Genomic DNA, 21,184 nt, shown 5'->3' on the forward strand with positions numbered 1-21,184 from the left:
TTCCACCCACCGGAGAACATCGATGCTGATGCAACACAGCCTGCAACAACTGCGCACCCTGCGCCTGGAAGGCATGGCCCGCGCCTTCGAGGAGCAGCTCACCCAGCCCGCCATCACCGCGCTCAGCTTCGAGGAGCGTTTCGCCCAGCTCATCGATCGCGAGATCCTGCTGCGCGACGGCAAACGCATCGATCGGCTGCTCAAGGCCGCCCGCATCAAAGCCGCTGCCGCCTGCCTGGAGGACGTCGACTACCGCGCCGGGCGCGGCCTCGAGCGCAGTCAGATCGCCGCGCTCGGAACCGGCCAGTGGATTCGCCACCACCAGAACTGCCTCATCACGGGCCCCACCGGCAGCGGCAAGACGTGGCTCGCCTGCGCGCTCGCCAACGCGGCGTGCCGGCAGGGCCTCGCGGCCTACTACGTGCGTCTGCCGCGGCTCTTCGAAGAGCTGCGCATCGCGCATGCCGATGGCAGCTTCAGCCGACGCCTGATGCAGCTCGCGCGCATGGATCTCATCGTCATCGACGATTGGGGCCTGGCCGCGCCGTCGGCGCAGGAGCGAAGCGACCTGCTGGAGCTGCTCGACGACCGCGTCGGCACGCGTTCGACCGTGATCACCAGCCAGCTGCCGATCGAGCACTGGCACACCTACCTGGGCGACCCGACCTTCGCCGATGCGATCCTCGATCGCGTCGTGCACGCCGCGCACAAGCTCGCCCTCAAGGGCGAGTCGATGCGCAGAAAGGAAAAAGCATGAGGCCGTGCGCGCGATACGCCTTACCCACAGGCGCCCGCCCGCCAGCGTATGAGGCGCGCTGGCGGTCGCCTGTGGATAAGCCTGCGCACTGCCCCCAATCGACCGTGATCGTGACCGACGCGGTTAGAATCTGAACCCCACGCTTGCGCGCGCCCCCACCGGTCACGTTCGTCGGTGCAGGCGGTCACGTTCGTCGGAATGCGCAGTTTTTCTCGGCTCGATGCCGATTTCGCAAGAATTGACGAAGTCATAACCCAGGTCGAGCGCGGCACGCCGGGCGCGTCCCCTGACGGATCCTTTCTGCCGAATCGGCATAGGGAATATCCCGCTGAAGGGACCGCTGCGCCTCTCGCCGGTCTCGTTCCGCCTATGGAGCCCGGCCCCAGGACGCTCAGTCGTAACGCTTCCTGTAGATGCGCATGGGACCGTCCAGCTCGGCGAAGCGGGCTTCGATGCTCGTCCGTTCGAGCACCTCCTTGAGCCCGAGGCAGAGAAATCCCCCGGGCGGGAGACTGTCGTCGAACAGGCGCAGGCAGCGTTCCTTGAGCGGCGGCTTGAAATAGATCATGACGTTGCGGCACACGATCATGTTCATTTCGCCGAACTCTGCGTCGGTCGCAAGGTTGTGCGGCGCGAAGACGATGTTTTTTCGCAACGCCGGGGACAGGAGCGCGTGCTCGTAGCGCGCCGTGTAGTAATCCGCGAAGGATGCAGCCCCGCCGCTCAACTGGTAGTTGCGGGTGAACAGCTGCATGTTGGCGACCGAGAGGATGCCTTCCTGCGCGCGCTCGAGGATCGCCTCGTTGATGTCGGTGGCGTAAATCCGGTAGCGCCCCGCCATCCCCTCCTCGTTGAGCAGGATCGCCATCGAGTAGGCTTCCTCGCCGGTGGCGCAGCCCGCATGCCAGATCTTGACGAACGGATACGTCCGGAGGAACGGAACGACTTTCGTGCGCACCATCCTGAAGAAGGCGGGGTCGCGGAACATTTCCGTGACGTTGATCGTGATGCCGCGCAGCAGCGAATCGAAGACGCGGCGGTCGCGCAGCACCCGTGACTGGGCAAGCGAAAACGTCTCGAACCCGGATTCGCCCAGCCAGTGCAGGAGGCGGCGCCGAATCGAGGCTTCCGCATAGTCGCGGAAGTCGTAGCCGTACACCTGCTCGATTCCCTCGAGAAGCAGGCGTATTTCCACCTCTTGCAGATCCGGTTGCGGGTGGCCCCACTCAGACACGCTGATACATCCACACCCGAATCAGCGAAAACAGCTTGTCGACATCGATCGGCTTGGCGATGTAGTCGCTCGCTCCGGCCTCGAGGCACTTCTCGTAATCGCCTTTCATCGCTTTGGCGGTCATCGCGATCACCGGAAGCTTGGCAAAGCGCGGATTGCGGCGGATTTCGCGCATCGCGGCATAACCGTCGGTTTCCGGCATCATGATGTCCATGAGCACGATCGACACATCCGGATGCTCTTCCAGACGGGCCAGCGCCTTGCGGCCGTTGTCCGCCTCGATCACGACCATGTTCTTTTCGGCAAGCACGCTCGACAGCGAGAACAGGTTGCGCATGTCGTCGTCGACCAGCAGGACTTTTCTGCCTTCGAGCATCGCCTCCTTGTTAAGTGCCGCGCGGATCATGCGCTGCTTGTTCGCGGGTAGCCTGGTCTCGACCTGGTGCAGGAACAAGGTCACTTCGTTGATCAGCCGCTCGGGGCTCTTCGCGCCCTTGATGACGATGCTTTCCGCATAGCGCCGGAGTCTGCGCTCGTCATCCTCGCTCAGTTCCTGGCCCGAATGGATGACGACCGGGATGCGCTCGCCGCGTTCCATCGCCTGCATGTGATCGAGCAGGTCGAAACCGGACATCTCCGGCAGCCCCAGATCGAGGACGACGCAATCGAAGGTTTCGGACGCCAGCAGATCGACCGCTTCGCGTCCCGAGGCGGCCACCGAGATCTCGACCTCCTTGTCATCGAGCAGCGCGACGATGCTGTACGCCTCGTTCTGGTCGTCCTCGACGACGAGGAGCCGCTTGACCGACTTCGTCACCGAGCGCTCGATCGCCTCGAGCACCTCGTTCAGCTGGTCGCTGCTGACGGGCTTCGTTGCGAAGCCGATCGCCGCCATCCCCAAAGCCTTTTGCCGCTCCTCGAGGCAGGTGAGGAAATGCACCGGGATGTGGCGGGTGCGCGGATTGTCCTTCAGGCTGCGCATCACGTTCCAGCCGTCGATGCCGGGCAGCATCACGTCGAGGATGATTGCGTTCGGCAGCTCCCGCTCCGCGAGTTCGAGTCCCTTTTCCCCGCTCTCGGCGACGAGGACGGAGAACCCGCGCTCCCGGATCGTTTCCTGCAGGATCTTCGCGAACTCGTGGTCATCCTCGACGACCAGGATGCTCCGGTCACCGGCTTTCGAATGACCGGGCTCCTCCGGTTTTGCGGAACGGACCGACAACTCGGGCTCGGTAGCGATCACCGGCGGCTGCGCGAGCAGCGCGGCGGACGGACGGCGCCGCTCCGGCGCCTTGTCGCTTTCGACGCAGAGCGGCAGGTACAGGACGAACACGCTGCCCTTGCTCTCGCTGCTGCTCATGCGGATATCGCCATGCATCCTGCGGGCCAGCTCGAGCGAGATCGAAAGGCCCAGCCCGGTGCCGCCGTATTTGCGGCTGATCGAACCGTCGGCCTGCTGGAAGGCATCGAAAATGCCTTGTTGCTTGTCGGCCGGAATACCGATGCCGGTATCGCTGACTGCGAACGCGATCGCGGGCACCGGTAAGGGATTCGCGCTCCCGGAAGGGAAAGTCACGCACAGCCTGACTTCGCCGTGCTCGGTGAACTTCAGGGCGTTGGAAACAAGATTCTTCAATATCTGATGAACGCGCTGCGTATCCCCGTGGAACGTTCGGGGAACATCCGCTTCGACTTCCACGCTGAATGCGATCCGCTTCTGCTCGGCCTGGGACTGGAACAGGCTGCGCATCGAGGTGGACAGGTCCTCGACGGCGATATCGGCGAAGTCGAGTTCGATCCGCCCTGCCTCGATCTTCGACAGATCGAGAATATCGTTGATGAGGTCGAGCAGATCGGTGCCGGCCGAGTGGATCGTCGACGCGAACTCGACCTGCTTTTCGCTCAGGTTGCCGTCCTTGTTCTGCATCAGCAGGCTGGACAGAATCATCAGGCTGTTGAGCGGCGTGCGCAGTTCGTGCGACATGTTCGCGAGAAATTGCGACTTGTACGCACTGACGCGCTCGAGTTCCTGCGCCTTCACGCGGAGGTCTTCGGCAGCGAGCTTGATCTCGCGATTCTTCGCCCGGATGTTTTCGCGCTGCGTCTCGAGCATCTGGGCGCGTTCTTCCAGCTCCTCGTTGCTTTGCTGCAGTTCCTCCTGCTGCACGCGGAGTTCTTCGGCCTGCTGCTGAGTCTCTTCGAGGAGCTCGGCCATCCGCTGCCGCGACAGACTGACGCTCAGGCCGATCGCGACGGCTTCCTGCGCCAGGCCCAGGAACTCGAGCTGGATGTCCGTCATTTCGGAGAAAGTGCCGATCTCGAGCGCGCCGATCAGCCGCGCTCCATGCAGCAAAGGCAGCGCGAGGACGACTTTCGGCACGGACTCGCCGAGCGCGGAGGCGATCGGCAGATAATCGGCCGGCACGTTCGCGAGGCAGATCGGCTTGCGTTCCCGGGCGGCCTGCCCGATCAGCCCCTCACCGAGACGGAAGCGGTCGCCGAGGTTCTTGCGCCGGGTGAAGGCATAGCTCGCCGCCAGGCTCAGTTCCTCCGCACGCTCGTCGAGCAGGTACAGCGCGCCCACTCCCGCTTTCAGGTATTCGACGAGGTACGCAAGCACCTTGTCAGCAATCTCCGACGTCGCGGGCTCTCCGCGCATCACCGAGTTGAGCTCGTTCAGCCCGCTCTTGAGCCAGTCCGCGTCACGAGCCTGCACACGCGCCTGACGCAACGACGAAGTCATGTTGCGGAAGGAGTGGTCGAGCTCGTTCTGGACGACGCTCAGTTGCGCCGCCGCCTTGAGCAGGAGGCCGGTTTCATCGTGCGGCAGCACTTCCGGGTCGATCTTGAGCGGTTTCGACTCGCCGATCTCCTGGCTCAGGTCTCCCGCTCCGATCGCCTCGACGACACGCGCCTTGTCCGAACTGCTTTCGATCACCCGCTTGACTTCGCCGGCGGCGCGTCGCAGCGAGCGGTTGACGCTGTGCGTGACGACGAAGGTCAACACCCCTCCGGCAGCCAGGATCAGTATCAGCGTGACGACGAGCAGGCGCCCGGCGGACTCAGCCTCGTTCCCGGCGGCCTGCTGATAGGCCGACGCCCGCGCGGACGAGAAATCCGAAACGACGCTCATGCGGTCGAGCAACGCATTGATGAGCCGGTCCGAACGCTCGCCGTGCAAAGCAATTGCCTCGGCGCGGCGGCCGCTTTTGACGAGCGCGATCGTCTCGGCGCGCACCACCTTCCAGTCGTCCCGCGCCTGCTGGATCCGATCCAGGTCGACAGGGCTGCCGCCGTAACGCTCCCGCAGCAACGCGAACCTTGCGTCATTGTCCTTGCGCCGCGCCTCGAGCCTCTGCTCGTAGCCCTCGACTTCTGCTGCGCCGGCGTAGTGCACGAGAGTGCTCATGACCTGCTGGGCGACAAGAGCTTCCGTCTTCGCTTCGCGAATCGCGATGGCGACGGTAAAGGGGTGCCGGTACATGCTCGCGGTCGAGTCGGCGAGGCCCTGGATGCTGCGCAGGCTCATCGCACCCAGCAGCAGGGTCGCCACCAGAATCAGGGAAAACCCGGCCACCAGGCGCGTCGTGATACTCGTCTGTCTTAGCATTGCTCGATGCTCATGTGAGGGGGCTTACTTTCCGACGACGCTCAGCCGGCGGTCGCAACTCGCCGCCATGACGTGCCAGCGTCCGTTGCCGTGCATGCGTTTCGCGCCACTGGCCGAAAACTTCTTCGCCAGCTCGCTCGCCGGGATCGGCTTGCTGTAGAGGTACCCCTGGTATTCATCGCATCCCAGCCTGCGCAACGCACCGAGCTGGGCTTCGTTCTCCACCCCTTCGGCGATGACGTTGAGCCCGAGCGCGTGGGCCATCTGGACGATCGCGGTGACGATGGCATGGGTGTCGCGGTCGTGCGGCAGGTCGCGCACGAACGACTGGTCGATCTTGAGGATGTGGATCGGAAGCGCCTTCAGGATCGCGAGCGACGAGTAGCCGGTGCCGAAGTCATCGACCGCGATCGATACGCCGGTTGCACCGATCTGTGCGAGCACGCTTGCCGCGTGGTCCACGTCGCGCATCAGCAAGGTTTCGGTGATCTCGAGCTCGATATGCGCCGGAGACAGCCCGTGCTCGTCGAGCAGGCGCGCGAGCGTGTCGGGCAGCGCCGAATAGAGCTGCGGCTCGGCGACATTCACTGCGATTCGTACGGTTTCCTCGAGCCATCCCGCATCCTGCCACTGGCGCGCCTGACGGCACGCCGCGCGCAGCGCCCATTCGCCCAACGGCACCAGCATGCCGGCTTCCTCGGCGAGCCCCATGAACTGTTCGGCAGAAAGGAATCCGAGTTGGGGATGGTGCCAGCGCAGCAACGCTTCCATTCCCGCAATCGTTCCCTCGACGACGTTGACTTTCGGCTGGTAGTACAACTCGAATTCGTCGTTCTCCAGCGCCTGCTGCAACTCGTGCTCGTGCCGGATGCGTTCCAGGAGGCGGCGGTTGAGCTCCTCGCGATAGAACTCGTGGCCGTTACGTCCCATCTGCTTCGCTTCGTACATCGCCAGATCGGCATTCTTCATCAAAACGCTTGCACTCGCCCCGTCGTCCGGGTAAAGGCTGACCCCGACACTCGCCGACACTTTCACCGTGCTGGCGCCAAGCTCGAACGGCTGCGCCAGGGCGGCGCAGATCTTGATGGCTACTTGCGCGGCATCGTCCCTGTCGTGCAGGTTTTCGAGCAACACGACGAACTCATCGCCGCCGAACCGGGCCAGCGTGTCAGCTTCCCGCACTGCGCAGCGCAACCGCGCGGCGACCTGTTTCAGCAGCTCGTCCCCCTTGTCGTGTCCGAGGGAATCATTGACGCGCTTGAAACGATCGAGGTCCAGAAACAGCAACGCGAGACGGTCATTCTGGTGGCCGGCGACGGAAATCGCACGGGCGAGACGGTCATTGAGCGAGCGGCGGTTGAAAAACCCCGTCAGCGTGTCCCGAAGCGCGAGTTCCCGCGCAAGCTTTTCCGCCCCGCGGCGCTCTGCAACCTCCGTCTGCAGGGCCGCGTTGGCACGCTCCAGATCCTCCAGGCGCTGCACCTGCAGCTCGCGGTTGAGATCCGCGAGCAAGGCCGCCTTGTGCTCCAGTTCCCGCCGTTGCCGGCACAGCTCGACGAACACTCCCACCTTTGCCTGCAGTACCTGCGGGACGAGCGGGGTGAAGAGGTAATCGGCAGCGCCGGCCTCGTAACCCTTGATCCGGTCGAGTTCGTCGGATCGGTGAGCAGTCAGGAATATGATCGGTATCGCAGCCGAACGGGGGCGGCCGTGAATCAGCCGGGCAGTCTCGAATCCGTCGAGTCCGGGCATATTCACGTCGAGCAGGATCGTCGCGAACTCATGCTCGAGAAGCTGCCGCAGCGCCTCCTCGCCCGATCGCGCAGTCATGATGGTGAAACGCAGCCGCTCGGCCGCTGTTTCCAGCAGGGCGGCAACGGCTTTCAGACTGGCATCGTCGTCATTGACAACGAGCACCAGGGGGTTCTCTTCGGGATCCATAGGGGGTGCCCGGTACGAATTGCGGTTTTAGTGGGATGCCTCAAGGCATAAAACTGCGAACTATAGGGCCATGAAAGGGCATCAGCCAGCGCGCAAAGCTGCTCGCGCAAGTGCATTCCCCGAAGCGGTATGCGGAATTTTAACCTTGCAATCTTCAGGGTTTCAGCGCGCACTCCAGCGGCAAAAACCGCTTTCCGCTTGGGAGTTATTCGATTCCCGGAGGGGGTGAAGGGGCACGGGTGCGGTCCCGGGCTTCCCACCCGGCATACGGCTCTCCGCGACGATTTGATACAAAATCGCCGCCTCCCGGGGCGAGGCGAGCGGATCCGCCCGAACCGGTCGTCCGACAAGCAAAAAAGCTGGAAGCCATCGGGCACGCCGACGGCCGCGCGCCATCGTCCTCGAAGATGGCGAGAGCTTCGAGCAGGCCTGCAAGCGCCTTCCTCAAGGACGGCGGTATCTTGTCGTGCGCCGCGCCCTGACAGCGGATGAGTTCGCCCAGGCCGCCCCGAACAGCAGCCGGCTGGTAGCTGGCGACGACTGACCCGAGCGACTGGCGATTGCGCAGCGGATTGTGGAGCGGTGCAATTTTGCGTTTTGTACCGACGACCGTCCCTGAACGCATGGGAGCAAGGGGGGGGCAGACGCTCCTGTCCCTGTCTATAAGGAACCCGGTCGAGAGCGGGTTTTTTGCGTCGGCGCCGGAGCTTCGCGTCGAGCACGACATGACGATTTCCCCGGTCCGTAAAAAGCGGATTTTTTCTATTTATTCCCCAGTCCTTCCCCGGCCCCAGAAAGCAAAAGGCCAGTCCGCGAGAACTGGCCTAAGTGCTTGAATCTATGGTGCTGCTGACCGGAATCGAACTGGTGACCTACTGATTACGAATCAGAATTTCCATCAATTCCGCCCATTCCCATTCAACGCCGAAATTGCAGTAAGTGACTGATTGCGCTAAGGCTACACGAATCAGAACGTTGATTTGTGTTGAGCGATATTGCTACAATCTGGCTACACTGTGGCTACACGGGAGCGCGTGTAGCCAAATTCTCGTGTGTCATCAGAGGCCGACTACACCGTGTAGCCAAAATCCAGAGGACATATCATGCAGCGCAAACGCCTGACCCCGGACCGCATCCGCCGCTTCAACTGCCCGGACGGGACGAAGCAGGCGTTCCTGTGGGACACCGTGGCCCCCAGGCTTGCCGTGCGTGCGACGGCTGGCGCGAAGTCCTACATCTTCGAAGCGAAGATGAACCGGCAAACCATCCGCCGCACGATAGGCGACGTGCGCGCCTGGAATCTCGACGATGCCCGCTTCGCCGCAAGAACAAGAACGCTGCCTGAATTGCAAATCTAGGCTATACAAACTATGATTGTCTCGTTCCGTCACAAGGGCTTGGAAGCGTTCTTCCGCACCGGCTCCCAGGCAGGCATCCAGCCGATGCACGCCAAGCGCCTGCGGGAGATGCTGACCGCCTTGAACGCTGCCGCCGGACCGGAAGACCTTGCCCGCCCTTCTTGGCGCTTGCACGGCCTGACCGGCGACCGCGCCGGCTTCCTGTCCATGACGGTGCAAGCCAACTGGCGGATGACGTTCAGATTCGAGGGCGGAGCCGTGGAACTGCTGGATTACCTCAACTACCACTGAGGCACGACACATGAACATGCACAACCCCGCCCCGCCCGGCGAATTGCTCGCCGGCTGGCTCGAAGACCTCGACATGAGCGTGACAGCCTTTGCTGCGCACCTGGGCATCAGCCGCGTGATGCTCTCGCGCATCCTGCACGGGCATGCCGCCATCACCGCCGATATGGACCTGCGATTGTCCGAAGCGCTGGGCACGACGCCGGGCTACTGGTTGAAGCTGCAAGCGCAGCGCGACCTGTGGGCGGCCGGCGAACGTGCCAAGGAACGGCCGCCGGTGGCGCGCATCGGAGCCTGACCGAGCAATGCCGCGCCTACCTCGACGGAGGGAAAACCGGGACACCTTCACCCGGCTGGCGCGGCACCCAAACGAAGGAGCGCGAGAAGGAGCGCAAGCGATGGACGATTTTCAATCGGCATTGAATGCCGCAATAGACACGATGGCAGCCGATATCGATATGGCTTGCAAACGCCGGCTGCGCGACACGAAGTGGAACCTCGCACTCGAACGCGAACCATGCTTGAAAGGGGCGGTTTCCCTGCGCCGCATTGTTCATGCCCTCGCCCTGCGAGCAGCTGAAAGCGTACAGGAGGGAAGGCCCGAATTCAGGCTGCATCCAAACGAGCGATGGCGGTGGAAGTATCACCGCTACCTCGTCGCTGTTGTTCGGCTGAACGCTGCACTCGCTGAGGCAGCGCGAAGAGGTGGGTTCAGGGTGCGGGATAGCCTTACGCGATTGCCCGCAGACAACATCGAACTGCCGAATACAGAAACAATCCTCCAATGGGAGCGCGCGGCCCTCCCCGATACGCGAACCCCAGAGAGCAAACGGCGTGCCGCCGAGCTGATGACGACGTTCAATGGCTGGTTACTTTGCGGTGAGCATTTTTCGGCATCGCTCGTCGTCGATTTGGCGGAATTCTCGGCGTGGGCGGAAGCTGAAGGCATTGTCACCCGTGGCGAAATCGCGGAGAGGCTTTCAGCAATTGAAGATGAGTTCATGGCGATGCAGGCCATTGCACAGGATTCGCGCATGCCCTCTGAGGACCAGAAGCAGAGCGACCCGCAAGACGACGCCGACGCGCCGACAGAGCATGCCGCACCTGAAGAGGCTACCCCGCCCGGCCCGCCCCCACTCATCCAAAAATGGCAGGAAAGCGAAATTCTTCGCGTACTGCGCGAGCGTGGCTATGACCCGCAACGCCTGCCGCGCGGCCCCGCTGGCACCCCCGGTCCAAAGGCCGAAGTGCGCGCCTCGCTTGATATGACTCCGGCAGTGTTCAAAAAAGCATGGGAACGGCTGCGCTGGTACGGAGACATTGCCGACGCATGACCGCAACCCTACCCCTAATTGGGGTATGGGGGGGCGGTTGCGGGGGATACCGTAGGGGTAAATATCTTTGCATTCGCCAACGTTGATTGACCGAGCAATTCCGCAAGGAAATCAACGATGGTTTTCCGAAAGGAGAACCGACGAATGCAAGCCCAAACCATCCCGACCGCATGGCGCAATGATGCGCCGCCCGCCCGGACCCTCTCGACCGAGCAGGCCGCCGCCGCCCTGCATATCCGCCCGCAAACCCTGCGCGCCGCCATTTGCCGCGATGGGCATTACGCCGGCATCGTCCCGCGTAAATTGCCGTCACGCTTCTTGGCGTGGCCTGCCGCTGAAGTAGCCCGGTTGCTCGATGGGGAGGTGGCAGCATGATGCCCGAAGTCCTTTTCCGGCATCCGGACGGCGACGGCTCCGTGACTGTCGCAGGAGCCCGCCTGATAGTCGTCAATGGCGTTGAGGACGCGACCGCTTCCGTATCCATTGGCCCGGCTGGCCTTCGCGCCCTGGCTGAAAAGCTGCGCGAGATTGCCGACCGCATGGAGGCGTCGAAATGAAAACGCCCGGAACCCATACCGCAGTCCCGAGCGCCGTCGACAAGCGCCATTCTACCTCCGCCGACCTTTTCCCGGAACTGAACCCGGCATTCCGTGCGCCGATCCTGCCGAAGTCCGGAACCGTCAAAGCCAAGGCGCTTGCCGCGCTCATCGCCGGCCCGGTGTCGCAGCCGACGTTCCCGCATTCGTGGAGGTTGGCCGCGTATGTCGCCGAATTGATCGATGACGGATGGGTGGTTCTGTCCAAGGACATCGCCTTTCACGGTCGCGTCATTGCGGAATACCGGATCGATCCGCAAGACCCGGCGACCCGTGCAGGCCTCGCAGCGATGACACAACGCGGATTCATTGCGCCGCATCTGCTGGGCTTGCTGGCGGTATCCGCGCCCGCTGTGGCCGCGCTGGTGGCGATTGTGTGGGGGTGGCTGGCATGAGCAAGATCACGCCGCCCTTGCGCCTGCTGGTGGATATTCCGGCGTGGCAGCGCGAAGTGTTCAACATGCCCAACCCCGCCGCCGCATGTGGTGCACTGCTGTTGCTCAAGATGCACTTGTGGAGGGTTGGCCCCATCCCCGACGACAACCACACACTGACACGCATCACCGGCACGACGCCGGCCGAGTGGAAGAAGCTGCGTCGGGATATCGAGCCGCTGTTCATCGTGATGCACGGCGAATGGCAGCGCGAGGACTGGAACGACGAACTGGAACAGGCCTACCACGCCGTCAATCGAGCCTCGCAGGCCGGCAAGAAGGCCAACGCAGCACGATGGGGACAGTGCAAAAAGGTATCCGAATCGGAGTCCGAATCGGATCGCAATCGGAGTCCGAATCGGATCCCGGATCGGATCCTAAATAATAAAGAGAACCGCAACGGCCAAAAACCAACCCCCCAAGCCCAAAAACCAAAGGCCCGGGCCAAGGCAAGCAAGTTTGTTTCGGGCGACTTCGAGGACGATGTTCGGATCGCGGAACGTGACCTTGGGATCGGGGGTGAGGTATGAGCGCCCCGACCCAGCTTCGCCCGTATCAGGAAAGGGCGCTTCACGAGACACGCTCTGCCCTGGCCCGGGGGGCTAGGCGGGTGGCACTCTACCTGCCGACCGGTGGAGGCAAGACGGTTTCAGCCGAGGCCATGATTCGCGGAGCCGTCGCCAAGGGAAAGCGCGTGCTGTTCCTCGCCAACAGGAAGCAACTGGTGGCGCAGGCCTCCGCGCACCTGACCCGCGCCGGCATCGCGCATGGCATCCTGCAAGGCGAGAACACCCGCCATCTTCACGCCCCTGTGCTGGTGGGCAGCATCGACACCGTCCGCGCCCGAAACTACATCTTCGATGACGTGGCGCTGCTCATCGTCGACGAGGCGCACGCGGTCGCAGGATCGAAGAAATACCGTGACCTGCTGTTCCGCTACAACCGCGTCCCCGTCATCGGTCTGTCTGCTACGCCCTTCGCGCCGGGCTTGGGCAAGCACTACGACGAACTCCGGGGGCCGCTGTTCGAGGAGCTTGTCATCGGCGCGACGATCCGCGAACTGATTGACTTGGGCAACCTCGTCGATTGCGACGTGTTCGCACCGGCCGACCCGGATCTTTCCGGCGTGCGGACACAGCGCGGCATCGGTGGCGAACTCGACTACAGCGAGACGCAACTCGCGGAAGCGGTCGATAAGCCGCAACTCATCGGCGACATCGTGCAGCATTGGTTCAAGCTGGCGCGCGGGAAACAGACCGTGGTGTTCGCTACGAGCATCGCGCACTCGCAGCACATCGTCACCGAGTTCGTCCGGGCCGGCATCGCCGCCGCGCATATCGACTATCACTTCGACGACGACGAACGCGCCGCCGTGCTCGATCGCTTTGCGCGCGGTGAAACCATGATCCTGGCGAACGTGGGATTGTTGGCCGAAGGCTGGGACTGCCCGGCGACCGAGTGCATGATCCTCGCCCGCCCGACGAAGAGCCTGATTCGCTACATTCAAATGGTGGGCCGCGTGCTCAGGCCGCATCCGGGCAAGGAACGCGCCGTGCTGCTGGATCACAGCGGGACCGTGCTGCGACTCGGGTTTGCGACCGACGAGCTACCCCTCGAACTCGACGACGGCAAGGCGAACGCATCCACCCGCAAGAAGGAGGAGCGCAAGCCGTCCGAGCCGAAAGCCTGCCCGAGCTGCAAGTTCGTCCGCCCGGCCGGCGTGCATGCCTGCCCGTCCTGCGGATTCGCGCCGCAGCGCCTGAACGATGTGGAGATCGCTGACGGCGAACTCGTGAAGATCGATCGCAAGGTCAAGAAGCCGGCGACCCCGGACCGCAAGCAGCACGTCTATTCGCAACTGCTGCACATCTGCCGCAAGAAAGGGCACAAGCCCGGATGGACTGCGAACCAGTACAAGAAAATGTTCGGCGTGTGGCCGCGCGGACTGCGGGACGTGACCGCAACGCCGACGCCCGAAATCGAAGGCTGGCTGAAGTCGCAGCGCATCGCCTACCTCAAGAGCCGCGAGAAGGCGCAGGAGGGCCGCGCGAATGTCTGAGAGACTGGACGTGCGCCAGATCGCAAAAGGTCGGTGGCGCGGCATCCTGCTGGGGCTGGGGCTCGACGAGCGCACCTTGAGCGGCAAGCACACCGCCTGCCCCCTGTGCGGAGGCAAGGATCGCTTTCGCTTCGACGACAAGGATGGGCGCGGGACTTACTTCTGCTCAGGCTGCCGGCCCGGTGATGGCGTCCATCTTGCGATGGGCATCACCGGCCTGTCGTTCAGGGAAGCCGCGCAGCGCATCGAGCAGCTTGCAGGCGTGGTGCATCCCGTCACCCGCACCCCCGAGCGCAGCGACGACGACAAGCTCGACGCCCTACGCCGGGTGTTCCGCGAGTCGAAGCCCATCGAACGAGGCGATGAAGCGCATCGCTACTTGGCTGGGAGGGGGTTGGCGCTGTACGACCTGCCCGAGTCCATCCGCCTGCATCCCGGCATGCAATATCGGGACGACGAAACGAGCGGCATGTTCCCGGCGATGGTGTCGCTCGTGACCGGGCCGGACGGGAAAGCGCGCAGCTTGCATCGGACATACCTCAAGGACGCACGGAAAGCGCCCGTGGCGGCTCCGAAGAAGCTGATGCAGGGGTTACCCCTTGCCGGCGCTGCGATCCGCTTGACGCCCGTTTCCGAAGTGCTGGGCATTGCCGAAGGCATCGAGACTGCGCTTGCCGCATCCGAGCTGTTCGAGGTGCCCACATGGTCCTGCATCAGCACTGCCGGCATCGAGAGCTTCGAGCCGCCGGAAGGTGTCCGGGAAATCGTCATCTTCGCGGACCACGACGCCAACTTCGCCGGCCAGAAAGCCGCCTATGCCGCCGCGCACCGTCTGAAGATCCGTGGCTTCGAGGTGAAAGCGTGCATCCCGCCGAGCGTGGGCGACTGGCTCGACGAACTGAATCGCCGCAAGCGGAAAATTCAGAATGGGATCTGACACGCATGACGACATCTAAGCCAGCCGGCCGGACACGGGTAGGGGGCATCGAAGGTCTGGACCCCCTCAAGGCGGGAAACCGCTCGGTTTCGCACGCGCGGAAAAAATCCCGGTTTTCAAAAAGGATTCAAATCGGGAGGGGGCGGGCAAAAAGGCTGGCACTTCGCCCCCGGTCACCACCTAGTTCCAGCCGTGCAAGTCCTAACCCGGAAAAACCAGTCGTGCGCGACACCCGCTCGCGCGCAGGAGAGAGAACAACATCATGCAGACCTACCCAAGAAGCATCAAAACCGCTCTGAACCGCCGCGCGCATGCCGAAGGGCTCGCATATGAAGAAGCCGTCAAAAGCCGCCTGCTGGCCGAACTGGAGCGTTTGAAGGCCAATGGCGCGACGCCGGCGGAACTTGTCGCCTATCTGGAGGGCGAGCATCCGGCAACTGAGGGGAGCGGCCCGCCGTTCCCGGCTGACGCGCTTCGTCCGTTCCCGGTTGGCGAGCTTCGTCCGTGGGGGCTGACGCGCTGAAAGTCGAGCGCGACGAGAACGACCAGAGGAAGGAGCCGACCGTCAGCGAGAAGGTCGCGCTGGCGGAGGCGATTGCGGAGCGGTTGCAGGGGCGGCAGGGGCGCCCGGAAAAAGGTGGAAATATTTCCACCATTTCCGACGACGCAGGCAAGACCCGCGACATCGCCGCGAAGAAATCCGGCCTTGGCTCCGGCAAGACGTGCTCGACTCCGGGCGCGTGTAATACAACACAGCGTACAGCGTACAAAGTACAGCCCGGCCGGGAGCACGATTCACCCCGACGAGCGCGTTCAGCCCGGCAAAGAGGTCATTTCGCCACGAGAGGCGACAGACAGGCCGGCCAGACCCGCGACATCGCCCTGCGCAAAGCCGGCCCCTGCATCCCCCGGAAAACCGCCCCATTTCGCGGTCATGCGCAGCGATGGAACCGGCCGGTAACGGGCCCTGAACGCATGGACTTCTGACCCGCCCCCATCCCCGACCCGGCCGCGCGCCGGGTTTTCCGTTTGTGGGGCTCGCCCGGCTACACCTGCCGGAATTGGCTACACCGTGGCTACACGACGACCAGAAAGCAAAAGGCCAGTCCGCGAGAACTGGCCTAAGCGCTTGAATCTGTTGGTGCTGCTGACCGGAATCGAACTGGTGACCTACTGATTACGAATCAGTTGCTCTACCGACTGAGCTACAGCAGCAAGGCGGCGAAATATACATCAGGTAGGCGCAGGGTTCAACTGTTGCGTCGCATGAAAGAGCTGTACTCGTCCGCGGCAAAACGCACTGCAGGCATGCGGCTGCCTTCCTGTCGCCGGCACCTCTCAAGCCTGCTGCCAGTAGTCCGGGCGGCCGTAATGATTTTTCAGGTGATCGATGAAGAGCCGGACGCGCAGCGCGAGATGCTTGCGCTGCGGAAAGACGGCGTAGATGCCCGTGGTCGGCGCGGCGAACGTATCCAGCACGGACACCAGACGCCCGGCGCGCAAGTCGGCGTCTACCTCCCACAGCGAGCGCCATGCGAGGCCGTGACCGGCAAGCGCCCACTCGTGCAGCACTGCGCCATCGTTGCATTCGAACCGGCCGCCGACCTTGAGCGTGATCGTCTCGCCGTCCTCGTCGCGGAACAACCAGCCCCGCTGCTGGCCGAGCGACAGGCACTTGTGGCCGGAGAGATCCTGCGGCACCACTGGTGTGCCGAAGCGCGCGAGATAAGCCGGGCTCGCGACGACCACGCGGCGATTCTCGGCGAGCCGGATCGACACCAGGCTCGAATCGGGAAGCTCGCCGATGCGAATCGCGCAGTCGATGCCTTCGTTGACGAGATCGACGACGCGATCGCTCAGATCCATCATGCATGACACTTCGGGGTTCATTTCGAGGAAATCCTGCATCAGCGGTGCGACGTGGATACGACCGAAGCCGGCGGGCGCCGACACCCGGATATGCCCGCTCGCCTTGACCCCGCCGAGGCTGACCGACGCTTCGGCATTCGCCAGATCGTGGAGGATGCGCTGGCAATCCTCGAGGAACGCAGCGCCTTCGAAAGTCAGCGCGATGCTGCGCGTCGTGCGCGTCAGCAGCTTGACCCCCAGGCGCTGTTCCAGCGCATCCAGACGCCGTCCGATGATGGCCGGCGTGACGCCCTCGGCCCGCGCCGCGGCCGAGAGGCTGCCGCGGCTCGCGACGCTGACAAAACTCTCGACCTGTTTAAATGTGTCCATTTTGTACTGAAAGTAACAGATAAATTGACTAATGCATGTCTTCTATCGCGCGCATGATACCAATACACTCCTCCTAAACTTCGGGGTGGAGAACACGCTGCCCGATAATCGAGATGCCTTCGGCAGGGTTGCTGGTCGCAAAGGCGCACAAACCGAAATTCCGACGACGATGAAACTTCCTGGCCAGATCCGCGCGATCGCTTTCGACGCCTACGGCACCCTCTTCGACGTCTATTCCGTCGGCGCGCTCGCCGAGCAGCTTTTTCCCGGCCACGGCGAAGCGCTGACCGCGCTGTGGCGGCTGAAGCAGATCGAATACTCGTTGCTGCGCACCCTGTCGGACCGCTACAAACCGTTCCTCGAAGTGACGGACGACGCGCTGCGGTTTTCGGCGAGCCGGCTCGGCCTCGACATGAACGATGCCCGGCACCGCCAGCTGATGAACCAGTACGCGTGCCTGTCGCCGTTCCCCGAAAACCTCGGCGCGCTGAAGACGTTGCGCGAGCTCGGCGTGCCGCTGGCCGTGCTGTCGAACGGCACGCCGCGGATGCTCGACGTCGCGATCAAGAGCGCCGGCATGAACGGGCTGTTCGATCACGTGCTGTCGGTCGACACGGTGCGCCAGTACAAGACCGCCGACGCCGCGTACCAGCTCGGACCCGACGCTTTCGGCTGCGCGGCGCGCGACATCCTGTTCGTCTCGTCGAACGGCTGGGACGCGGCGGGGGCGACCTGGTTCGGCTACACGACCTTCTGGATCAACCGCTCGGGCCAACCTCTCGAAGCGCTCGACGTGACGCCATCGGTGATCGGCCAGCGGCTCACCGACGTGGTCGATTTCGTCCGCCCGCGCTTTGTCGGCACGCCCCGCGCATGAGCGTTCCCCGATGACCCCTACCGAACTCCTCGTCATCGGCACTGCCGCGGCGATGGCCGGCGCGATGAACGCGGTCGCCGGCGGTGGGACGTTCTTCTCGTTCCCGGCGCTGCTTGCGATCGGCGTGCCGCCGGTGATCGCGAACGCCAGCAACGCGGTCGCGCTGTGGCCGGCGAGCCTGTCGAGCGCCTACGCGTATCGCAGCGAACTGGCACACTTCGGCAAGGGCCTGCCGGCGCTCACGGCCGTCGCGTTCGTCGGCGGCATCGCCGGCGGCCTGCTGCTGCTGGCGACGCGCGACGACACGTTCTCGATGCTGATTCCGTGGCTGTTGCTGATCGCGACGGTGATGTTCGCCGGCAGCGGGCGGATTTCCGCCCTGCTCGCGCAGCTGCGCGGGCAGGGCGCGAGCGGCCCGTCGCACGCGACACCGGGCGGCCTGCTGTTCCAGTTCGGAGTGTCGATCTACGGCGGGTTCTTCGGCGCCGGCATGGGGATCGTGATGATCGCGGCGCTGGCGATCCAGGGCCATCGCGACATCCACGACATCAATGCGCTGAAGAACTGGCTGTCGGCGGTGATCTACAGCGTCGCCGTCGTGACCTTCGTCATCGCCGGCGCGGTGAGCTGGCCTCACACGCTGGTCATGCTGGCGACCGCCGCGGTAGGCGGTTACTGGGGCGCGGTCGGCGCCCGCAAGGTTCCTGCCGCGTGGTTGCGGCGCTTCATCATCACGGTCGGCACTTTCCTGACCATCTACTATTTTTACACGACGTACCTGCAATAAAAGGCGAGACATCATGACCGAACGAATCCAATGTAATCAGCTCCAGGTGGACGCGGCGCTGCACCGCTTCATCGAAAACGAAGCCCTGCCCGGCACGGGCCTCGAGGCGGCGGCGTTCTGGAAAGGCTTCAGCGAACTGGCGAACGAACTGGCGCCGAAGAACCGCGCGCTGCTCGCCGAGCGCGACCGCCTGCAGGCCGAGATCGATACCTGGCACCGCGCGCATCCGGGTCCGATCCAGGACATGCCCGCGTACCGCGCTTTCCTCGAGTCGATCGGCTACCTGCAGCCGGTGCCGGCGCCGTTCAAGATCACGACCGCCAACGTCGACAGCGAAATCAGCGAGCAGGCCGGCCCGCAGCTGGTCGTGCCGATCATGAACGCCCGTTACGCACTCAACGCCGCGAACGCGCGCTGGGGCAGCCTCTACGACGCGCTGTACGGCACGAACGCGATCCCTTCGGACGGCGGCGCCGAAGCCGGCTCGTCGTACAACCCGGTGCGCGGCGCTCGCGTCATCGCCTTCGCCCGCAATCTGCTGGACCAGGCTGCGCCGCTCGCGCAAGGCAGCCATGACAAGACCAAGGCCTATGCGGTCGCTGGCGGCAAGCTGATCGTTACGCTGCTGGACGGCAGCCAGACCGGCCTCGCCGATCCCGCCAAGTTCGCCGGCTTCCAGGGCGACGCTGCGGCACCGTCTGCCGTGCTGCTCAAGAACAACGGCCTGCACCTCGAGATCCAGTTCGACCGCAAGCATCCGATCGGCAAGACCGACGCCGCCGGCATCAAGGACGTGCTCGTCGAAGCTGCCGTCACGACGATCATGGACTGCGAGGATTCGACCGCCGCGGTCGATGCCGAAGACAAGGTCGTCGTCTACCGCAGCTGGCTGGGGCTGATCACCGGCACCCTCGTCGAGACCTTCGACAAGGGTGGCAAGACGGTCGAGCGCAAGATGAACCCGGACCGCGAATACACTGCCCCGAACGGCTCCGCGCTGCGCCTGCATGGCCGCTCGCTGCTCTTCATCCGCCACGTCGGCCACCTGATGACCAATCCGGCCATCCTGCTTGCCGACGGAGCCGAGATCCCCGAAGGCATCATGGACGGCGTCGTCACGACGCTGATTTCGATGCGCGACCTGAAGCTGAAGCGCAACTCGCGCACCGACAGCATGTACATCGTCAAGCCGAAGATGCACGGCCCGGCCGAAGTCGCCTTCGCAAGCGAACTCTTCGGCCGCGTCGAGCAGCTGCTGGGCCTGCCCGCCGACACGATGAAGGTCGGCATCATGGACGAGGAGCGTCGCACCTCGGTGAACCTCGCCGGCTGCATCAAGGCCGCCGAATCGCGGGTCGCCTTCATCAACACCGGCTTCCTCGACCGCACCGGCGACGAGATGCACACCGCGATGGAAGCGGGCCCGATGATCCGCAAGGGCGACATGAAGGGCTCGGCGTGGATCCAGGCCTACGAGCGCCAGAACGTGCTGGTGGGCCTCGACTGCGGCCTGCGCGGTCGCGCGCAGATCGGCAAGGGCATGTGGGCGATGCCGGACCTGATGGCCGAGATGCTCGAGCAGAAGATCGGTCACCCGAAGGCCGGCGCAACGACCGCATGGGTGCCGTCACCGACCGGCGCGACCCTGCACGCGCTGCACTACCATCAGGTGGATGTCCAGTCCGTGCAGCAGGAGATGGAGAAAATCAGCCTCGCCGCCGAGCGCGACACTCTCCTCGACAATCTCCTGACCGTGCCGGTCGCGGCCTCCGCGAACTGGAGCGCCACCGAGATCCAGCAGGAACTCGACAACAACGCGCAAGGCATCCTCGGTTACGTCGTGCGCTGGATCGACCAGGGCGTGGGCTGCTCGAAGGTGCCGGACATCAACAATATCGGCCTGATGGAAGACCGCGCGACGCTGCGCATCTCGAGCCAGCACATCGCGAATTGGCTGCGCCACGGCGTAACGAACGAAGCCCAGGTCCTCGAGACGATGAAGCGCATGGCGGCGGTCGTCGACCAGCAGAACGCGGGCGATCCGCTGTACCGCCCGATGGCGCCGGATTTCGACCAGTCGGTCGCGTTCCAGGCGGCAAAGGACCTCGTGTTCAAGGGCTGCGCCCAGCCGAGCGGTTACACCGAACCGCTGCTGCACCGCTGGCGCCAGGTCGCGAAAGCGCGCGGCTGACGCTGAGATGCGCTGGCCCGCCGTGCCCGCCGTCCATGGATGGCTGTCGCTCGACCGGCGCGGTGGCTGGCGGCTCAAAGGAGAGCCGGTCACGCATGCCGGGCTGAACGGCTTTCTGAACGCGAATTACCGCTCGGACGGCGACGGCAACTGGTTCGTCCAGAACGGACCGCAGCGCGTCTTCGTGACGCTGGATTACACGCCGCTGGTCCTGCGGCTTGACGTGGACGACAGCCTCACGGCGCACACCGGCGCGGCGACGGGCCCGATCTTTGCGGCGTACCTCGACGAGGACGGCAATGTGCTGCTGCATGCGTCGCAGGGTGTCGGGCTGCTCGACGATCGGGATCTTTCCGCATTCGTCGGGCAGTGCCGGGCCGACGACGGTGGGCCGGCGAGCGACGCTGCCTTCGTCGAAGTCATGGGCGGCGGCTCGGGAGTGGTGTGGCACGGCCTGCCGCTGCAGGCGATCAGGCACGCGGAGGTCGCCGCGCGTTTCGCGTTCCGGCCCCGCCCGGAGCCCTGAACGCACAGTTTTTTCCC

The 21,184-nt window shown here is 64.1% G+C and carries 21 protein-coding genes and 1 tRNA gene; 17 read left to right on the forward strand and 5 right to left on the reverse strand.

The window, feature by feature from the left end; translation table 11 throughout:
• Positions 1-22 precede the first annotated feature (22 nt).
• Positions 23-757 (forward strand): IS21-like element ISAzo4 family helper ATPase IstB, encoded by a 735-nt coding sequence (gene istB / locus EBN1_RS02085; protein ID WP_011236010.1) that lies wholly within the window; start codon positions 23-25, stop codon positions 755-757.
• A gap of 391 nt (positions 758-1,148) precedes the next feature.
• On the opposite strand, the gene EBN1_RS02090 is transcribed toward istB, so the two are convergent.
• The 3 genes from EBN1_RS02090 to EBN1_RS02100 are packed head-to-tail and all read right to left on the reverse strand — an operon-like array spanning position 1,149 to position 7,542.
• A complete protein-coding gene (locus tag EBN1_RS02090) occupies positions 1,149-1,952 on the reverse strand; it encodes a CheR family methyltransferase (protein ID WP_241762792.1) in 804 nt (267 codons plus the stop codon).
• Between the two features lie 31 nt (positions 1,953-1,983).
• Positions 1,984-5,601, reverse strand: a complete 3,618-nt coding sequence (locus tag EBN1_RS02095) for a response regulator (protein WP_011236267.1) — start codon at positions 5,599-5,601, stop codon at positions 1,984-1,986.
• Between the two features lie 24 nt (positions 5,602-5,625).
• Positions 5,626-7,542, reverse strand: coding sequence for a putative bifunctional diguanylate cyclase/phosphodiesterase (locus EBN1_RS02100; RefSeq protein WP_011236268.1), 1,917 nt, complete (start codon positions 7,540-7,542; stop codon positions 5,626-5,628).
• Positions 7,543-8,645: 1,103 nt separating this feature from the next.
• Between EBN1_RS02100 and EBN1_RS02105 the strand changes: the two genes are divergently transcribed.
• The 12 genes from EBN1_RS02105 (at position 8,646) to EBN1_RS02160 (ending at position 15,535) form a co-directional block, all read left to right on the forward strand.
• The gene (locus EBN1_RS02105; RefSeq protein ID WP_041645537.1) at positions 8,646-8,900 is read left to right on the forward strand and encodes a hypothetical protein; all 255 of its coding nucleotides are present in this window, start codon (positions 8,646-8,648) and stop codon (positions 8,898-8,900) included.
• Between the two features lie 12 nt (positions 8,901-8,912).
• Positions 8,913-9,191 (forward strand): type II toxin-antitoxin system RelE/ParE family toxin, encoded by a 279-nt coding sequence (locus EBN1_RS02110; RefSeq protein WP_041645539.1) that lies wholly within the window; start codon positions 8,913-8,915, stop codon positions 9,189-9,191.
• A gap of 10 nt (positions 9,192-9,201) precedes the next feature.
• Complete coding sequence (locus tag EBN1_RS02115; protein ID WP_041645541.1) at positions 9,202-9,486, forward strand: HigA family addiction module antitoxin; 285 nt, start codon at positions 9,202-9,204, stop codon at positions 9,484-9,486.
• A gap of 100 nt (positions 9,487-9,586) precedes the next feature.
• The gene (locus EBN1_RS02120; RefSeq protein ID WP_041645544.1) at positions 9,587-10,522 is read left to right on the forward strand and encodes a hypothetical protein; all 936 of its coding nucleotides are present in this window, start codon (positions 9,587-9,589) and stop codon (positions 10,520-10,522) included.
• A gap of 144 nt (positions 10,523-10,666) precedes the next feature.
• Entirely contained in the window at positions 10,667-10,897 is a 231-nt protein-coding gene (locus EBN1_RS02125) for a hypothetical protein (protein ID WP_041645547.1), read from the forward strand.
• Positions 10,894-11,079, forward strand: a complete 186-nt coding sequence (locus EBN1_RS02130) for a hypothetical protein (RefSeq protein ID WP_011236273.1) — start codon at positions 10,894-10,896, stop codon at positions 11,077-11,079. The genes EBN1_RS02125 and EBN1_RS02130 overlap by 4 nt, the downstream gene beginning before the upstream one ends.
• Entirely contained in the window at positions 11,076-11,513 is a 438-nt protein-coding gene (locus EBN1_RS02135; protein ID WP_011236274.1) for a hypothetical protein, read from the forward strand. Before EBN1_RS02130 ends, EBN1_RS02135 begins: the two co-directional genes overlap by 4 nt.
• The gene (locus EBN1_RS02140; protein ID WP_011236275.1) at positions 11,510-12,082 is read left to right on the forward strand and encodes a DUF1376 domain-containing protein; all 573 of its coding nucleotides are present in this window, start codon (positions 11,510-11,512) and stop codon (positions 12,080-12,082) included. The genes EBN1_RS02135 and EBN1_RS02140 overlap by 4 nt, the downstream gene beginning before the upstream one ends.
• Positions 12,079-13,611, forward strand: a complete 1,533-nt coding sequence (locus EBN1_RS02145; RefSeq protein ID WP_011236276.1) for a DEAD/DEAH box helicase — start codon at positions 12,079-12,081, stop codon at positions 13,609-13,611. Before EBN1_RS02140 ends, EBN1_RS02145 begins: the two co-directional genes overlap by 4 nt.
• Positions 13,604-14,548 carry a DUF7146 domain-containing protein gene (locus EBN1_RS02150; RefSeq protein WP_011236277.1) on the forward strand — a complete coding sequence of 315 codons (945 nt, stop codon included), beginning with the start codon at positions 13,604-13,606 and terminating at the stop codon, positions 14,546-14,548. The genes EBN1_RS02145 and EBN1_RS02150 overlap by 8 nt, the downstream gene beginning before the upstream one ends.
• 262 nt (positions 14,549-14,810) lie before the next feature.
• Positions 14,811-15,071 (forward strand): hypothetical protein, encoded by a 261-nt coding sequence (locus tag EBN1_RS02155; protein ID WP_011236278.1) that lies wholly within the window; start codon positions 14,811-14,813, stop codon positions 15,069-15,071.
• Complete coding sequence (locus EBN1_RS02160) at positions 15,053-15,535, forward strand: hypothetical protein (RefSeq protein WP_011236279.1); 483 nt, start codon at positions 15,053-15,055, stop codon at positions 15,533-15,535. Before EBN1_RS02155 ends, EBN1_RS02160 begins: the two co-directional genes overlap by 19 nt.
• 152 nt (positions 15,536-15,687) lie before the next feature.
• On the opposite strand, the gene EBN1_RS02165 is transcribed toward EBN1_RS02160, so the two are convergent.
• Together EBN1_RS02165 and EBN1_RS02170 are read right to left on the reverse strand one after the other, a co-directional pair.
• Positions 15,688-15,763: transfer RNA gene (locus EBN1_RS02165), tRNA-Thr, on the reverse strand.
• Positions 15,764-15,886: 123 nt separating this feature from the next.
• Positions 15,887-16,786, reverse strand: coding sequence for a LysR family transcriptional regulator (locus tag EBN1_RS02170; RefSeq protein WP_011236280.1), 900 nt, complete (start codon positions 16,784-16,786; stop codon positions 15,887-15,889).
• A 169-nt stretch (positions 16,787-16,955) separates the two neighbouring features.
• On the opposite strand from EBN1_RS02170, the gene EBN1_RS02175 reads away from it, so the two are divergent.
• Genes EBN1_RS02175 through EBN1_RS02190 form a run of 4 tightly spaced genes read left to right on the forward strand, consistent with a single transcriptional unit; the run spans position 16,956 to position 21,167 of the window.
• Positions 16,956-17,663: a haloacid dehalogenase type II gene (locus tag EBN1_RS02175; RefSeq protein ID WP_041646829.1), complete on the forward strand. Its 708-nt coding sequence runs from the start codon at positions 16,956-16,958 to the stop codon at positions 17,661-17,663.
• A 10-nt stretch (positions 17,664-17,673) separates the two neighbouring features.
• Positions 17,674-18,450: a sulfite exporter TauE/SafE family protein gene (locus EBN1_RS02180; protein WP_011236282.1), complete on the forward strand. Its 777-nt coding sequence runs from the start codon at positions 17,674-17,676 to the stop codon at positions 18,448-18,450.
• Positions 18,451-18,463: 13 nt separating this feature from the next.
• On the forward strand, positions 18,464-20,641 hold the full coding sequence (locus EBN1_RS02185; RefSeq protein WP_011236283.1) for a malate synthase G: 2,178 nt from the start codon (positions 18,464-18,466) through the stop codon (positions 20,639-20,641).
• A gap of 7 nt (positions 20,642-20,648) precedes the next feature.
• Positions 20,649-21,167 carry a DUF2946 family protein gene (locus EBN1_RS02190; protein ID WP_011236284.1) on the forward strand — a complete coding sequence of 173 codons (519 nt, stop codon included), beginning with the start codon at positions 20,649-20,651 and terminating at the stop codon, positions 21,165-21,167.
• The last annotated feature ends 17 nt before the right edge of the window (positions 21,168-21,184 follow it).

The organism is Aromatoleum aromaticum EbN1 (genome assembly GCF_000025965.1).
In the GTDB taxonomy this organism is placed as follows: Bacteria; Pseudomonadota; Gammaproteobacteria; order Burkholderiales; family Rhodocyclaceae; genus Aromatoleum; species Aromatoleum aromaticum.

Excerpts from the sequence above, each read along its gene's own strand:
- EBN1_RS02135 (WP_011236274.1), top strand. The coding sequence starts at position 11,076 with ATGAAAACGCCCGGAACCCATACCGCAGTCCCGAGCGCCGTCGACAAG.
- istB (WP_011236010.1), top strand. The coding sequence starts at position 23 with ATGCTGATGCAACACAGCCTGCAACAACTGCGCACCCTGCGCCTGGAA.
- EBN1_RS02185 (WP_011236283.1), top strand. The coding sequence starts at position 18,464 with ATGACCGAACGAATCCAATGTAATCAGCTCCAGGTGGACGCGGCGCTG.
- EBN1_RS02130 (WP_011236273.1), top strand. The coding sequence starts at position 10,894 with ATGATGCCCGAAGTCCTTTTCCGGCATCCGGACGGCGACGGCTCCGTG.
- EBN1_RS02150 (WP_011236277.1), top strand. The coding sequence starts at position 13,604 with ATGTCTGAGAGACTGGACGTGCGCCAGATCGCAAAAGGTCGGTGGCGC.
- EBN1_RS02110 (WP_041645539.1), top strand. The coding sequence starts at position 8,913 with ATGATTGTCTCGTTCCGTCACAAGGGCTTGGAAGCGTTCTTCCGCACC.
- EBN1_RS02145 (WP_011236276.1), top strand. The coding sequence starts at position 12,079 with ATGAGCGCCCCGACCCAGCTTCGCCCGTATCAGGAAAGGGCGCTTCAC.
- EBN1_RS02155 (WP_011236278.1), top strand. The coding sequence starts at position 14,811 with ATGCAGACCTACCCAAGAAGCATCAAAACCGCTCTGAACCGCCGCGCG.
- EBN1_RS02125 (WP_041645547.1), top strand. The coding sequence starts at position 10,667 with ATGCAAGCCCAAACCATCCCGACCGCATGGCGCAATGATGCGCCGCCC.
- EBN1_RS02105 (WP_041645537.1), top strand. The coding sequence starts at position 8,646 with ATGCAGCGCAAACGCCTGACCCCGGACCGCATCCGCCGCTTCAACTGC.
- EBN1_RS02095 (WP_011236267.1), bottom strand. The coding sequence starts at position 5,601 with ATGCTAAGACAGACGAGTATCACGACGCGCCTGGTGGCCGGGTTTTCC.
- EBN1_RS02175 (WP_041646829.1), top strand. The coding sequence starts at position 16,956 with ATGAAACTTCCTGGCCAGATCCGCGCGATCGCTTTCGACGCCTACGGC.
- EBN1_RS02115 (WP_041645541.1), top strand. The coding sequence starts at position 9,202 with ATGAACATGCACAACCCCGCCCCGCCCGGCGAATTGCTCGCCGGCTGG.
- EBN1_RS02170 (WP_011236280.1), bottom strand. The coding sequence starts at position 16,786 with ATGGACACATTTAAACAGGTCGAGAGTTTTGTCAGCGTCGCGAGCCGC.
- EBN1_RS02120 (WP_041645544.1), top strand. The coding sequence starts at position 9,587 with ATGGACGATTTTCAATCGGCATTGAATGCCGCAATAGACACGATGGCA.
- EBN1_RS02140 (WP_011236275.1), top strand. The coding sequence starts at position 11,510 with ATGAGCAAGATCACGCCGCCCTTGCGCCTGCTGGTGGATATTCCGGCG.
- EBN1_RS02190 (WP_011236284.1), top strand. The coding sequence starts at position 20,649 with ATGCGCTGGCCCGCCGTGCCCGCCGTCCATGGATGGCTGTCGCTCGAC.
- EBN1_RS02180 (WP_011236282.1), top strand. The coding sequence starts at position 17,674 with ATGACCCCTACCGAACTCCTCGTCATCGGCACTGCCGCGGCGATGGCC.
- EBN1_RS02100 (WP_011236268.1), bottom strand. The coding sequence starts at position 7,542 with ATGGATCCCGAAGAGAACCCCCTGGTGCTCGTTGTCAATGACGACGAT.